This is a genomic window from Micromonospora sp. WMMD1082 (assembly GCF_029626175.1).
In the GTDB taxonomy this organism is placed as follows: domain Bacteria; phylum Actinomycetota; class Actinomycetes; order Mycobacteriales; family Micromonosporaceae; genus Micromonospora.
Map to the genome: position 1 here is coordinate 7,316,119 of NZ_JARUBM010000002.1, position 14,199 is coordinate 7,330,317.

Below are 14,199 nucleotides of genomic sequence, written 5' to 3' on the forward strand. Positions count from 1 at the left end.
GTGCGCTCAGTCCTCGGTCCGGTCGGAATCTTTGTCAGACCCGCCCTTGTTGTCCTGCACTGCGGTGTTCGTGGACGTGGTACCGGTGGAGTGCTTCAACGCCGGAACACTCACCCCGTCCTCGGTAATGATGCTGATCTGCCGATCCGGATCGAATCGAACCGTGGACAGATCCACCGGCACCGGCACGACGTCAACCGCCTGCCGCGCCCCGAAAGCTACTACCGCCATCGCCTTTCCTTCCGTCGCGAGGAACCCGGACAATGGAAAGCGGGTCGGAACGCCTCGTTGCGGTCCTCCCCGATCAATCCCGCGCTTTGCCTTCCACAGAGTTGCCCGCCTTTCCACGACGGGTCAAGCAGATAACTGGCAACGCTCAATTGCCGCCATGATCCAGCATCGTTGTTCAGCGGGAAACGCGCGTCGAGGGTCATCACAGCTCCGGCTCCCGTTCGTACAGGAAGCCCTCGCGGCTCATCGGCACAGTGCGCCCACCAACGTGGTAGCCGGAGTGATCCGGATGCGTCCGGTCCAGGCCCAGTTGAGCTGTGGGCCGCTCATCCGCACCCGGTTGCCGGAGACCGGGGGTGGGCGTAGGCGGCGCGGCCGTCAGTCGCCCGTCATACCAGCGTGGGTCTTCCCCGGCCGCCGTGATCACCGACGCGGCGTGCGACCGCACCGGGCACGGTGCCCGCTCGCCGCAGCGCACACACGCCCCGGTCGCGTCGCCGTGGTGGCCCTGGTACAACTCCACCGCCATTACGTGCGTCGGGGTGCCGTGCAGGTTCGGAATCGGCGTTCCCACCATCGCGGCCCCCCTTCCTCCGTCTCGAAAACTGTTGCTGTGCTTAGGTTTCAGGACGCGACGCGCGCCCGTTCCGGGCGGCGCGACGGGGCCACCACGGACCCGCGCCTCACGCTGCCCCCGTCGCCGGTAACCCCGCCGGACGCACCGTGCGCAGCACTGGCCGCCAGCACCGCGAACCGGGTCCGCGCGTCGGCATCGGCGAGTTTGAGCGCCTGATCCAACACCGCTTGCGAAGCCAACCGCAGCGGTGCCGCAGCGGCCCGGCTCTCCCACTCGGAAACCGTCGAGGTGGTCACCCCGAGGTGTTCGGCGAACGCTCGCACGCTCATCCGCAACGCCTCCCGCAACGCCTGGGTTTCCCGCCCGGCCCACCGGGCCACCGTCAACCCGCACCCGCACCCGTCCGGCGCCTGCCCCGACTCCGGCAGCCCATACCCGGCCCGCTCCCGGACTTGCCGTCCCAGCACCCGCTCCCGTTGCCTCTGCACCAGCCGGTCAACCTCCTCGAACGCGGCCAACAGCGCCCCGGCCGCGCCAACCTCCCGATCGGCGCACCGCCAGAACGCGCGGGTGATGCTGTGCCGACCGACCTCAACGTTGGCGACCGTGCTCCGCGAGTAGGGAATGCGCCGGGCAAGCTGCACCTGGGTCAACCCGGCCGCGTCGCGCCACGCGGCCAGTTGCCGACCCAGATCCTTACGCGCCTCGGCCACCTGTCCCGGCTTGACCCCGCCCGCCCTCATCGCGCCCGCCGCTCAACCAGCGAGTACACCCGCGCACTGCCCGGCACCGCCGCAACGTCGAGCACGGCCGGGGCCAGGCTCGCCGGACCGGTGCCGGCCGCGTCGATCAGCACTCGCACCCCGCCGGCCAGCACCGCCACCCGGCCCGCCGCGCCGTCCTGGCACACCACCGTGACCGCCGTTCCCGCCTGCGCGCTCACATTCACCTGCCACGCCGCCCCGGCCCCCGCGTCCGGCACCGCGACCCCGGCAACCGCCTCGGCCACCAGCTCGACCGGGGGCGCAATGGCCAGGCCCGCCACCGCCGCGCCAGCCTCGCCGGACGCATCCGATTCAACCTCTGCCGCGTCGTCGCTGGCGTGCCCCTGGATGATGTAGAAGCCAAGTTCGGCATCGGTGTCCCGGCCGAGCACCGCGCGTAACGCGGTGCGGTAGTGCGCCGATGGCCATCGATGCTCGCCACGTTCGAGTTTGCCGATGTAGCCCGCGTGGATGGCGAAGCGGCGTCCCGCGTGCTCGTACAGATAGGCGTTGACCGCCTCGGCCAACTCCTGCCGCGACATCGGCCGACCCGACCCGGACGGGGACCGCCGCGCCCGGCGCGCGTTGCGCAACAGATCGTTCGGACCTGGTTGATAGGCCACTGTGTACATCCGTCCCTGAAATGCGTGGTTGTCCTGGCAGACATGGGCTAGGCGAGCGGTACGCGCACTCCGCAGCGGTGCGCGGACCCCTCTCCTATCCCCGCCCCTGCGGAGTGTGTGGGTGTGCCGGGCGGAGCCCGGCGAACTGGACGAAGATGGATCGGCGCTCGATTGCGTCGCCGCGCGGGCCGAGCACGTAGCCCTCCAACCACAGCCACCCGTCATAGGTGGGCCTGTCATCCACGCGGATGACCCGGAAGTTGAACGAGTTAGCCCCGCCGAACTGCACGCTGGCCGCACGGCCGATGAACAGCACGTCCCCGCCACGCGGCCCGCTCCGCCGCCCCGCCACGGCCGGCACCTCAACCCGCCGCCCGCGCTGACAGCCAACCGAACTCGCCCCGTCTGGCGTTTACCGACTCCGGCCGCGTCGCACCGGGTCGACGCCGAGGCAACCGCGCCGACAGCGCGAACACCTTGGCCGCCGCCTCATGCTCCGGGCACGGGCCGAGCACCTTGCACTCCACGCACAGCCCGTCGCCGCTGGACACCGCGTGCCGGTCCAACATCGCCTGCGCTTGATCGATCCGCGTTCCGCCGTGATACGTCGTCGCCATCTCACACGTCCTTGCGTCCAACGAGGGACAGGCGTGCCGCGCGGTCCCCGTGGGGAGCCTCACGAGCGGTGCCGCGCGGCACGCCCGACCCGATACACCCGCCACCACGGAGCCCGATGTCACGCAGAAGCGGGGCGCCACTTGGCGTTTCCTGTGGTTGGCACGCGGCGAACCCGCGTGCGCGCCGCCCGCGAGGACACCGACGGGCGGCCGGCTGCTCCGGTTCTCAGCGCGAAGCATTTGGACCCCGCCGAACACGTACGGCACCGACCCGGACGGCGGCATGACGCGGTTGCGGTCCAAGCTGTGTGCCGTCCGGCCGCAATTGAAGGCCGTCAAGATCAAGCCACTCGCCATTAGCCGTGCGGGTCCGGCTACCGATTCGGGTAACCCGCATGATCAGCTTGCCGGTGCCGTAGTTGTAGTCACGGTCATCGACCTCGATCACATCGCCAACCTTGAGCGTGATCATCGCGCGTGCTCACGGACAAGATCACTCGTTGTCGCGCCGCAACGCGGGCACCACCGACTCTTGACCTTGAACGACCATAGCCCCGCCAGGTAGCCAAGCATCAACGCAGCGAGTACAGCGCCGATCAACACCGGGATGATCACCTCCCATGGAAGGCCGACTTGGCGCGTCGCGGCCGGTTGTCGGCTGATCTCGAAGCTGGGTGGGCCGCCAAGGAAGTCCCCCATCCGGGCGGCCACCGCTGCGGCGAGGAGCATCCCGACCACCTCCCAGCTCATCGGCGCGTGACACGCGGCCAATCCCGACCGCCGGCCCCGTTCGGGTAGCCGGCGCTACCGACAGTCACCGGCGTGCCATGCTTTCGTCTATCCTGCGCTCGCATGTGGTGAGAACGCAAGACTTGCGTTCGCCTGAGTAGGATTCGTCTACCCCGGGTTGATGGTGCGTTCGCAAGACCAGCAAACTTCTGGGGAAGCGGAACAAAGGGGATGGACTTGTCAACACGTCGCCAGCCACCAACCGTTCGGCTACGCCGACTTGCCAGTGAGCTGCGCAACCTCCGTCAAGCCGCCGGCCTGACGCGGGAAGACGCGGCCGTGCAGACGAACATCAACAGCGCCACCCTGTACCGCATCGAGACCGCCAAGGCTCGCCCGCAGCGGCGCACGCTCCTGACGTTGCTGGACAAATACGGCGTGACTGACCCAACGCGCCGTGCCGCGCTGGTCGAGATGTCCAAGCAGGCGACGCAACTGGGATGGTTGCAGGCGTACGAATCCGAGCTGCCCGAGGAGTACACGACCTACATCAGCTTCGAGAGCGAGGCGCGCAGCGTCCGCAACTACGAGTCGTTGTTCGTGCCGGGCTTGCTCCAAACGGAGGGCTACACCCGTGCCGTGGTCACGGCCAGCCTGCCATCCGCCAGTGACGAAGAGATCCAACAGCGCGTTGAGACCCGCGCCCAGCGGCAGACGTCCATCACCAAGGACGACCCGCTCAAGCTGTGGGCCATCGTTGACGAAGCCGTGCTCCACCGTGAGGTTGGCGGCCCGGAGGTGATGGTCGACCAACTACGGCACTTGCTGGACATGACCCGGCAGCCACACATCACCTTCCAAGTGCTGCCCTACAAGGTCGGCGCACATCCGGGTATGCACGGCGCGTTCGCCGTGATGGACTTCCCGGACACCGCCGACCCCGAGCTTGTCTACATCGAGAACATGGCCGGCGCGCTGTACCTGGAGAAAGAGGCCGACGTCCGGCGGTACGCCGAGATGTTCGACCAGCTCCGAGCGGCTGCCCTGAACGTGACCGATTCGCGGAGGCTCGTTGCTCGCTTGATCGACATAGACTGAGTGTGAGGAGGTGGAAAGGTGAACGCTTCAGACCTGAGCGGCGTGACGTGGCGCAAGAGCACCCGTAGCGGCGCAAACGGCAACTGCGTGGAAGTTGCCCAGCTCACCGGAGCCATTGCGCTGCGTGACAGCAAGGACCCCTCGGGGTCGGCGTTGGTGTTCACGCCCGACGGGTGGGCGGCTTTCATCGAGGGAGCCAAGGATGGGGAGTTTGATCGAGGCTGACCAACTCGTCGCGTAAGGGCACCCGATCTTCGGACGGGTGCCCTTCGCGTTGAGTACAGGGGGACGCCCCTCGGTGCTGGGGCGCCCCGACCGTCTTGTCCACGTTCATGATCGAGCTATGCCACCACCTCCGACAGCGGTTCCGGCTCCTGTGGACAGGACCGGACGGACGCCGGGCCGATTGTGGTCACGTCATACTCTGCCTTGAGAATCTTGAGCAGGAGTGAGGCACGTTCGTTGGACACGCCGTGCCCGTCGTTGCGCATGGCGTCCGCGAGGTTGTCTCGCGACAGTGACCGACCCTTGGCCGCGAGGCTCGCGCGGCCCGCCCGCGCCGCCGGTATCAGGTGCGCCACGGCGCGGATGTCGAGCGCCGCCGCTCGGTCGCCCGGGTCGCCGGTCCCGCCCGGACCAGGCTGGCCCGCGCCGCCCGGGGTGCCCCCACTTGCCTCGGCGGGCCGGTCGGCCGGGTCGATCGCGGACGGCGCGTGGGCGCTTGTCCGCTCGCCGGGGGCGGTCCCGGACGCTGCCGTCCCGTCCCGCCCGGTCTGCTGGACGGTCCCAGGGGCGTCCGGGACGCTCCCGGCCGTCCGCTGATCGTCCCGGACGGTCGTCCGCTGATCATCTTTGGTGTGGTCGATCATGGAAAACAGAAGCTTGATCGAGACCAACATGGAGACTGCCGGCCACCCGGCAAGCGCCTTGCCGATCGGGTCCGCACCACCTACCGCGACGTTCGCGGCGAGGCTCGCGGCGGTGCCGACGATCAGCGCGACCCACGGAATCCAGCCGGTAGGCCGCCCGGCGCGACGCTGCGCCACAAGATAGAGACTGGCGACGATCTCCAGGCCGTCCACGCTGATCGGGAACGCCAGCGACTTCCAACCAAGTTGACCATGCTCAAGGGCCAATTCCCGCATGTGCGCGAAGGAGATCGCACCCGCGACGATGGCCAGCCCGGCGACGCACAGCCCGGTCAGCACCAGAAGCATGGTGTCAGTACGGGTCCTCATCGCGGCGTCACCTCCTCCCCGGCCGCGACGAGCATGTGCAGCGCCGAAAGGACCGGCGCGGCCCGTTCGACGGATATGGACACCTCGGCGTCCCCAACCCGGATGCGGAGGTAGGTCGAACACGGCCACGGCGCTACCGCTTCGGTCAGGTACGCCTCACCCGCCGGTTTGGGAAGCGGGAACGCGCAGGACAGGTCGAGTCGGAGCGGTGCGGACCGGTGCTCGCCGCCGACACCGGCCCGGTAGCCGTTGGCCTGGCTGGCCGGATTAGCGGTGCATCCGGCGCGGTCACACCACGCGGGATGGCCCTGGTCAGGGGTGGTTTCAACAGGTCCAAGATTTTTCTGGCTGCTTACGTTCACTGACTACGGTCAAGAGCCAGACCTCGCGGGCGCTCGTCCGGCTACGTGCGGTACTGCCGGCATCGCTGCCCCGTTCGTCGACGCCGGAACAGGCAGTACCGCAACGAGACGTTGAACAAGCTTCGCTGGCCGCCGTGCCGGTCACGACGAGAAGGAGAGACCCCAGCGATGGCCGATGAGATCAGGCAGGCACTGGCCCGGCTCGCCGAACCCGTGGTGCCACGACCCGACCCGTACGAGCGGCTGCTCCTTCGCGTGCGGCGGCGCCGGCGGCGACGGATGGCGATGGCGGGCGTGGTCGGATTGATGATGGCCGCCACGGCGCTACCGTCGTTCGGCGCGGTGGACCGGCTGACGACCGCCGACGAGCCGTCGCCGGCCACGGCTGAATACCAGCCGGCGAGTCCGATCGACGAACCGATGGTGCAGCGACTGCTCGACTCCCCCACCCGTGGCAATCTGGCCGGTGACCCGACGCTTGTCGCGAGCATCGAGCGCGAGTACCGGGCAGCCCGCGCCCGACTCCTGGTCGACCCGGCGCTCAACGAGGTGAGGGTGTTGCTCGCCCACGAAGTGCCGGGCGCCCGCACGGTGGTGGTGGCCTTTCTGGGCGGCTCACACGCATTGCTCCGGGCGGGCAGCGGCCGCGCAGGCGCGTCGGTACCGGAACTGCTCGACCAGACCGGGACGCCGGACGAGCCGCAGCCGTTGGTGCCCTACGTCTCCTTCGGGCGGCACTCTCTCGTGGACGGTCACGGTACCGACCTCGCGGTCGGACTGGCACCGGCCGGGTGCCGCGTCGATACCTCCGTCGGCGGCCGGCTCCAGCCGGACGGATCCGTCGTCCGATCGTGGCAGCCGGCCAGCACCGATGGCTTCGTGGTCCGCGGGGCCGGCGAGACGGGTGAACGGTGGCGGTTCACCTGTGACGGGGTGGTGCGCTACGCCGGCCCCGCCGCGGGCGGAGCCATGGTCCGCGCGATCGGGCCGACACCGGCGAGGTCTGCCGTGGATCTACGCATGTTCACCGCTTCCTCCGCCGTACAGGAGTTGCAGGGAATGCTCGACCGCAACGGCCTCACCGGGCCGAGCCCTCGGGTGATCTGGACCGGTCGCCTGCCCGACTGGGTTTCCGGAGCGCCGACAGCGTCCCTGGCCATTTCCTGCTCGGCTGACGGCGGCTGCGCCGCCCTGCTCAAGACCGACGCCGTGCGGCTCCTGCGGACGGATTCGGGAACCCTGATCGATTACCGGACGGGCATCGGCACATTCGACCTCGTCGCCGTGCCGTTGCCGGGCGAGGCTGCCGGCGTGCTGGTGTCCGGGCCTGAGTCTGCGGTCCGCGCCGAACTGGTCGATGCTGGGGGAACAACGGTGGCGGAAGGACCACTCACCGACGGAGTCGGTGTCTTCGAGATCGACCATCGCAAGGTTTCCCGCGTGACGATCTTCGACAGTGAAGACTCGGCCCTGCGCACCGGGGCCACGCCGCACCTCACCGCCGACGTTCACGACCTCGGTGAGCCGACGGTCTGGGCCTGGTGACGGGCCGGCACCGTGGCTGGCGCCACGACGTTCTCCACGGGCGCGCCGAGTGTCGGCCGGCGCGGCTACCGGGTCGCCATGCGGCGGGTCAGCTCGGCCGCCCGGTACGCCGCGACCCGGCGGGCCTGCGTGGCCACGAAGCGCCGCAGCGGTGCCGGCGCGTTCGCGGTGACCCGCTCGCGCACCCGGGTGCCGTCCGTCACGGCGGTCAGGTCCACCACCGCCCGCAGCGTCACCCGCCCCGGGCTACGCACGTCGCTGACCAGCTGATCGCCCGGTCGCGTCGACACCATCCGGACCCGGATGCGGTTGTCCCACCGCACCGGCCCGACCAGCCGGAACCGCTCGACGGCGACGTAGTCGGCGACCGCCCGGCCCTCGGCGTCGCGGCCGTGCCGCACGTCGTCGACCGCCACGATCAACGGCGACAGTCCGATGTAGCTGCGCGGGTCGGCCAGGTGTGCGTACACCACCTCGGGCGGGGCCGCGACGGTGCAGGTCGTCTCGAACGCGATCGGCGGCTTCCGGTCCTCGGGCACGCCCCATCGTGGCACGCCGGCGGCCGAACCGTGGCCCGCCGCCGGCCTGCCCGACCGGTCAGGACGGCTGGTCCGCCTTGGCCAGGCCACGCTCGACGGCCGCGATGAGCTGTGGGCGCAGCTCGTCGGGGCGGATGATGGCGTCCACGGAGCCGACCTCGACCGCGCGCTGGATGCTGTGCACCCCGTCGAACTCGGCGGCCACCTCGCCGAGCTTCTCCGCCCGCACCGCGGCCCGCACGTCCATCAGCTCCGTGACCAGTGCCGCCCGCTGCCCGTCCGTCGCCGCCGCGACCCGCGCCGCCAGGTCGACCACCCGCGGGTCCTTCGCCGTACGCGCGCTGACGTCACCGGCGAACACCACGGCCGCGGCGGGCGCGCCACCGATGACGGAGGCGAACGAGCCCTCGACGGCGAGCACGGTCATGTTCGGGTTGAGTGCCTTGGAGAAGACCACGAACGCGCCGCCGTGGTACCGCGAGATCACGCAGAAGACGATCGGTCCATCGAAGTTGACGATCGCCCGGCCGATCTCCGCGCCGTACTCCAGCTGCAGCTGCCGCATCGACTCCGGCGAGCCGTCGAACCCGGAGAGGTTCGCCAGCACCACCAGGGGGCGGTTCCCGCTGGCCGCGTTGATCGCCCGCGCGGCCTTCTTGGACGAGCGCGGAAACAGCGTGCCGGCGGTGTAGGTGTCCGGCCCGTCGGTGGGCGGGAAGCCGCGTCGCGGCACCGACCGGGACTCGATGCCGAGCAGGCAGACCGGGATGCCACCGAGGTGTACGTCCTGCACGACCGCCGTCTCGGCGTCGGCCATGCCCGCCCAGCGTTCCAGGACGGCGTGGTCCTGGTCGGCCAGGGCCCGCATCAGCGTACGAATGTCGAACGCCTTCTTGCGGTCGGGGTTGCGCTCCCGGGAGAAGATCTCGCCGACGGTGGTGAAGTCGCTGTCCGGCACCGCGTGCGGGTAGTCGGAGATGTCGCGGTCGACCGGGTCGGCGGTGACCGCCCGGCGGGGTCGGGTCTCGCCCGGCGCGATGTAGGTGTGGTCGTGGTGCGCCATCAGCACGCGGTGGGCGCCGCGCAGGTCCGGCGCCCAGTACTGGGCCTGGCCGTTGGGGCCCATCACCCGGTCGTAGCCGCCGATGCCGAAGTTGTCCTCGGCCGACACCCCGCCGGAGAAGTCCAGCGACTGCTTGCCGGTCAGCACCATCGCCGAATCCGGCGTCATGACCAGGATTCCCTTGGTGTGCATGAGCATGGTGGCCTCGGCGTTCCAGTACGGCTGGGCGCCCACGGTGATCCCGGCGACGACAATGTTGATCTCGCCACCGGCCTGGGTGAACTCGACGATCCGCTTGAGCGCGGCGGCCACCCAGTCCATGTTCTCGGTGCCCGAACTCATCGAGATCCGCGCACCCGCCGACAGCGCGAACCAGTCGACCGGTACGCGCATCCGCTCGGCCAGGTCGAGCGCGGCGATCACCCGGGCGCACTCCGGCTCGGCCAGCGCGCCCAGCGCCTTCGTCGGGTCGCCGAGCAGTACCACCCGGGTGACGCCCTCGGGATAGCGCTCGGTCGGCGTGCTCACCACACCGGCGACGATGCCCGCCCGGTTACGCCCCCTGGGCCGCTGCACCGGGGCCAGCTCACCGGTGTCGTCCAGGTCGTACTCGGTGAAGGTGCCGTGCCGCCCGGCCAGCATCCCGGTCAGTTCGTACGGGTAGGTCGTGCCGCGCCGGCGGGCCGAGAGCACCTTCTGCCGGTAGTCGTCGAGCGGTTGGATCAGCTCGGCCGTCGGCGCGGCGACCGAGACCCGCATGCCCTCGTCGTAGGAGATCTGCACGGCGATGTCGATCAGCTCGCCGGTGTCCTCGTCGCGCTGCCGGCCGAGGAACAGGACCTCCTCCAGCCCCGCGTCGGCGGTGAGCGGCAGCACCCGCTGGGCGACGGTGTTCAGCTCCTCGATGCTCAGGTCGTTGGGCGGCCAGACGAAGATGGTGATCCGGTTGGTGTCGAACCGCTTCTTCGCCGGGCGCTGCGCCTGGACCTTGCGGATCGCGTCGAGGCAGGCGTCCAGCGCGCCCTCGACCGCGGGCAGCGCGAGGATCCGACCGTCGGCGTCGCGCAGCGGGGTGAGGTCGCGCACCTGGGCCATCGCGGCCAGTCGTTCGTCGGCCGGATTGTCCGGGGCGACACAGTGGAACAGGTAGATCTCCTCGTCGGCCGACGGCAGCCGGGTCAGGTCGAAGTTGCGCAGCCGCGGCAGTTGCAGGCGCTGGGCGATCAGCGGGTGCAGACCCCGGATGACCCGGTCCTCACCGAGGCCGGAGCGGAACGTGAAGTGGTGGTGCATCTCCGCGCCGTTGCGGCCGGCCACCGAGATCGTGACCCGCTGGAGCACGTCCAGCAGCCCGGCCCCGTCGAGGACCTCCCGCAGGATCCCGGCCATCGCCTCCACGTCGGGCTGCTCGACCCAGGTCAGGTACACGTCGGCGACCGACGACTCCGGGTCGCGGTGGGACGCCGGGCCGGAGTCGTCGCCGGAGCCCGGGCCGGCCAACCCGGCGACCCTCGCCAGGGTCTGCGGCAACCCACCGAAGTCCGTGGCCGCCGCGACCAGCCGGAAGTGTTCACCGTCGCGGTCGTACGCCGCGGTGAAGAACGACTGCCCCGCCACCTCGACGGCCCGGGCGTCGCTCGCGCCACGGTTGCCGTAGTAGCGCCGGCTGAGCACCTCCAGCATCGGCCCGTGGTCGACGCCCGGCCTGCCGATGCGCTGGGCGAGCAGCCGGACCAACGGCTCGGGCGAGGCGACCATCTTCGCGATCCGCTCGGCGCGATCGGCCGTGCCCGGGTTCCGGTCGAGGTAGCGCAGATGGCCGCGGACGTCCACGTACACCTCGGCCCGCTTGCGGCGCAGCATCGGCTGGGCCGCCCAACGGAAGACCACGCTGCGGGCGAGGTCACCGACGACCGGGAAGCGGCGCTGGGTGGCGAAGATCAGGTGCTCCAGCGCCTGGCCGACCAGTTCACGCAGGTCGTCGCCGGGCGGCGGCTCGGTCAGCCACCGTTGCAGGAAGGTGACGATCACCGTGACGTCGGCCGACGCCCGCTGCTGCGCGAGGAAGATCCGGAACACGGCCTCTTCCAGCTCGGGCGTGCGCTCGAAGTCGTCGACGCCGTAGTGGGCCAGCACCCGGGCGAGCCGGTGCTGGAAGGTCTCCGGCAGCGCGGCCCGGTCGACGTCGAGGCACTGCAGGTAGGTGTGGAAGTACTCGCGCGGGCTGTGCAACCGGGTGTCGGCCCTGCCCTCCTCGCCCGCCGGGCGGTTGCGGCTGAGCTCGGACAGGTCGGCGAAGACCTGCAACAGGCCGACCTCTTCGGCCAGCGGCCGGTGGCGCAGCTCGGCCCGCGCGGCGAGGTAGGCGGCGAGGGCGCGCCGCTCGTCACGGGGGTCGAGGTCGTAGCCGAGCAGCAGGCTGCGCAGGTCGGCGATGCCTCGGGCGACCCGGGCGCCGACGGACAGGCCGGTCGGCTCGGGCGGCAGTTCCAGGTCGGCCGCCTCCGTCTCGGCGGCCTCGCCCGCGGCCTCGTCACCGATCGGCTCCAGGCGCAGCAGCGGCGCACCGGTCTCCACCTGGCTGCCGACGGAGACCAGGCATTCGCGCACCTTCGCCGTGAACGGCGCGCGCAGTACCGTCTCCATCTTCATGCTCTCCAGGACGAGCACGGGGGCACCCGCCTCGACCTCGTCCCCGACCCCGAGCGGGGTCGCGACGACCAGCGCCGGCGACAGGGAACGCAGCACGCCGCCCTCGTCGCGGCTGACGCGGTGGGTGACGCCGTCCACCTCGACCAGGTGGATGGGTCCGTGGGTGTCGGTGACGAGCCGGAACCGCTCTCCGTTGACCAGGATCCGCCCGCTGTGCTCGTCGAACCGCTCCAGCTCGACGTCCACGGTGGAGGCGTCGCCGATGCCGACCCGGAACCGGTGCGGCCCGGTCTGCGCGACGGCCACCCGGTAGGTCGCGCCGCGCAGCTTGAGGTCGATCGGGCGGCCGCTGGAGTGCTGTACCTGCGGACGTCCGCCGTGCGCGGTGGAGAGCAGCCGCTGCCGTTCGACGTGCGCCTCGTCCTCGTACGCCTCGATCGCGGCGGCGGCCAGCGCGACGCCCGAGTGCCGGGTGGACACCAGGCGGCCCTGCGCGCGGACCCGGTCGATCCAGCCCGTGTCCGCGCTGGCGTCGATCACCTCGGGCTGATCCAGGAGGTCGAGCAGGAAGCTCTTGTTGCTGGTGCCGCCCTCGATGATCACCGTGGTCTCGGCGACCGCGCGGCGCAGCCGGCCCAGCGCCTCGTCGCGGCTGCGGCCGTACGCGATGATCTTGGCGATCATCGAGTCGAAGTCGGCCGGGATCACGTCGCCCTCGCTGACCCCGGTGTCCACCCGAACGCCCGGGCCGCTGGGCAGCACCAGCCGGACGATCCGGCCGGGCGAGGGCGCGAAGTCACGGTCGGGGTCCTCGGCGTTGAGCCGCGCCTCGACGGCGTGCCCGGCCTCGGCCGGGATCCGCTCACCGAGCCGGCCGCCGCCAGCCACCTGGATCTGGGCCTTGACCAGGTCGAAGTCGGTGGTGGCCTCGGTGATCGGGTGCTCGACCTGAAGCCGGGTGTTGACCTCCAGGAAGGCGAACAACCGGTCACCGGGGTGGTAGAGGAACTCGACGGTGCCCGCGCCGCAGTAGTCCACGGCCAGCGCGAGCCGCTCGGCCGCCGCCTTCAACTCGCGGGCCTGCTCCGCGGAGAGCACCGGCGAGGCGGACTCCTCGATCACCTTCTGGTTGCGCCGCTGCACCGAGCAGTCCCGCACGCCCAGCGCCCACGCGGTGCCCTGACCGTCGGCGATCACCTGCACCTCGACGTGCCGCGCGCCGGTGACCAGCCGCTCCAGGAAGACCACGCCGCTGCCGAACGCGCGCTGGGCCTCCAGGCTCGTGCGTTCGTACGCCTCGGCGAGTTCCTCGTCGTCACGGACCACCCGGATGCCCCGGCCGCCACCGCCCGCGGTCGCCTTGAGCATCAGCGGGTAACCGATCTCGGCCGCCGCGCGCCGGGCCGCGTCCAGGCTCTCCACCGCGCCGCGGCTCCACGGCGCCACCGGGACGCCGACCTCCTCGGCGATCAGCTTCGCGCCGATCTTGTCGCCGAGCTTGCGCATCGCCTCGGCGCTCGGGCCGATGAAGGTGATGCCGTTCTTCTCGCAGAGCTCGGCGAAGGCCGGGTCCTCGGCGACGAAGCCCCAGCCCACCCACGCCGCGTCCGCACCGGTCTCGATCAGCGCCCGTTCGAGGACCCGGTGGTTGAGGTACGGTCGCGTCGATGCCGGCCCGAGGCGGTAGCTCTGGTCGGCCTCCCGGACGAACGTGGCCGCGCGCTCCGCGTCGGTGTAGAGCGCGACGGTCTCGATCGGTGGGCCATCGCTCTCGGCGTTGAGCTCGCGAACAGCGTGGATCAGCCGCATGGCGGCCTCACCCCGGTTGACGATGGCGATGCGGCTGAACACCGAGCGAGCCTCCGAACGTGTCGTTCCCGACCGGGGCACCCTCGGGTCGAGGTCCCGTTCCACCAACCTTCGCGGCTACTGACCGGTAGGGAAGAGGTGGGAACTGCCACCTTCGGACAACGAAAGTTGTGGGAACCCGCCAACTCCAGCGGCGCCGGCCGCTCCGCCGTGGCCCAGATCACGCCCGCCGGTCACGATCCGACTGCCAGCCGAGGGCCGATCCACCCATCCCTCGAAGGACGCCGGAGCGACCATCCGGCATCGACAGGACAGTGATGCGACGACTACTCTACGAGGTTGCCCAGCTTGC

15 protein-coding genes are annotated in these 14,199 nt (G+C 70.7%); 3 read left to right on the forward strand and 12 right to left on the reverse strand.

Features of this window, described 5'->3' with window-relative positions; all coding sequences use genetic code 11:
• Window positions 1-6: 6 nt before the first annotated feature.
• The 8 genes from tgmA to O7615_RS33685 form a co-directional block, all read right to left on the reverse strand.
• A complete protein-coding gene (tgmA, locus tag O7615_RS33650) occupies window positions 7-264 on the reverse strand; it encodes a putative ATP-grasp-modified RiPP (protein ID WP_278181828.1) in 258 nt (85 codons plus the stop codon).
• Between the two features lie 169 nt (window positions 265-433).
• Window positions 434-808, reverse strand: a complete 375-nt coding sequence (locus tag O7615_RS33655; protein WP_278181829.1) for a hypothetical protein — start codon at window positions 806-808, stop codon at window positions 434-436.
• Window positions 809-855: 47 nt separating this feature from the next.
• Window positions 856-1,551 carry a helix-turn-helix domain-containing protein gene (locus O7615_RS33660; protein WP_278181830.1) on the reverse strand — a complete coding sequence of 232 codons (696 nt, stop codon included), beginning with the start codon at window positions 1,549-1,551 and terminating at the stop codon, window positions 856-858.
• Window positions 1,548-2,114, reverse strand: coding sequence for a hypothetical protein (locus tag O7615_RS33665; RefSeq protein ID WP_278181831.1), 567 nt, complete (start codon window positions 2,112-2,114; stop codon window positions 1,548-1,550). The genes O7615_RS33660 and O7615_RS33665 overlap by 4 nt, the downstream gene beginning before the upstream one ends.
• A 175-nt stretch (window positions 2,115-2,289) precedes the next feature.
• Window positions 2,290-2,547, reverse strand: a complete 258-nt coding sequence (locus O7615_RS33670) for a hypothetical protein (protein WP_278181832.1) — start codon at window positions 2,545-2,547, stop codon at window positions 2,290-2,292.
• 10 nt (window positions 2,548-2,557) lie between these two features.
• The gene (locus tag O7615_RS33675) at window positions 2,558-2,812 is read right to left on the reverse strand and encodes a hypothetical protein (protein ID WP_278181833.1); all 255 of its coding nucleotides are present in this window, start codon (window positions 2,810-2,812) and stop codon (window positions 2,558-2,560) included.
• 226 nt (window positions 2,813-3,038) lie between these two features.
• Window positions 3,039-3,284, reverse strand: coding sequence for a hypothetical protein (locus O7615_RS33680; protein WP_278181834.1), 246 nt, complete (start codon window positions 3,282-3,284; stop codon window positions 3,039-3,041).
• The gene (locus O7615_RS33685; RefSeq protein ID WP_278181835.1) at window positions 3,281-3,562 is read right to left on the reverse strand and encodes a hypothetical protein; all 282 of its coding nucleotides are present in this window, start codon (window positions 3,560-3,562) and stop codon (window positions 3,281-3,283) included. Before O7615_RS33685 ends, O7615_RS33680 begins: the two co-directional genes overlap by 4 nt.
• A 210-nt stretch (window positions 3,563-3,772) precedes the next feature.
• On the opposite strand from O7615_RS33685, the gene O7615_RS33690 reads away from it, so the two are divergent.
• Together O7615_RS33690 and O7615_RS33695 are read left to right on the forward strand one after the other, a co-directional pair.
• Entirely contained in the window at window positions 3,773-4,639 is an 867-nt protein-coding gene (locus O7615_RS33690) for a helix-turn-helix transcriptional regulator (RefSeq protein ID WP_278181836.1), read from the forward strand.
• 18 nt (window positions 4,640-4,657) lie between these two features.
• Window positions 4,658-4,864, forward strand: a complete 207-nt coding sequence (locus O7615_RS33695) for a DUF397 domain-containing protein (RefSeq protein ID WP_278181837.1) — start codon at window positions 4,658-4,660, stop codon at window positions 4,862-4,864.
• Window positions 4,865-4,980: 116 nt separating this feature from the next.
• Here the strand turns inward: O7615_RS33695 and O7615_RS33700 are convergent, their stop codons facing one another.
• Together O7615_RS33700 and O7615_RS33705 are read right to left on the reverse strand one after the other, a co-directional pair.
• Window positions 4,981-5,847, reverse strand: a complete 867-nt coding sequence (locus O7615_RS33700) for a DUF2637 domain-containing protein (RefSeq protein ID WP_278181838.1) — start codon at window positions 5,845-5,847, stop codon at window positions 4,981-4,983.
• A gap of 26 nt (window positions 5,848-5,873) precedes the next feature.
• Window positions 5,874-6,239 carry a hypothetical protein gene (locus O7615_RS33705; protein WP_278181840.1) on the reverse strand — a complete coding sequence of 122 codons (366 nt, stop codon included), beginning with the start codon at window positions 6,237-6,239 and terminating at the stop codon, window positions 5,874-5,876.
• A 168-nt stretch (window positions 6,240-6,407) separates the two neighbouring features.
• Between O7615_RS33705 and O7615_RS33710 the strand changes: the two genes are divergently transcribed.
• Window positions 6,408-7,784, forward strand: a complete 1,377-nt coding sequence (locus tag O7615_RS33710) for a hypothetical protein (RefSeq protein WP_278181841.1) — start codon at window positions 6,408-6,410, stop codon at window positions 7,782-7,784.
• A 65-nt stretch (window positions 7,785-7,849) separates the two neighbouring features.
• On the opposite strand, the gene O7615_RS33715 is transcribed toward O7615_RS33710, so the two are convergent.
• Entirely contained in the window at window positions 7,850-8,323 is a 474-nt protein-coding gene (locus O7615_RS33715) for an SRPBCC family protein (protein ID WP_278181842.1), read from the reverse strand.
• Between the two features lie 58 nt (window positions 8,324-8,381).
• Window positions 8,382-13,889, reverse strand: coding sequence for a biotin carboxylase N-terminal domain-containing protein (locus tag O7615_RS33720; RefSeq protein ID WP_278181843.1), 5,508 nt, complete (start codon window positions 13,887-13,889; stop codon window positions 8,382-8,384).
• Between the last annotated feature and the right edge of the window lie 310 nt (window positions 13,890-14,199).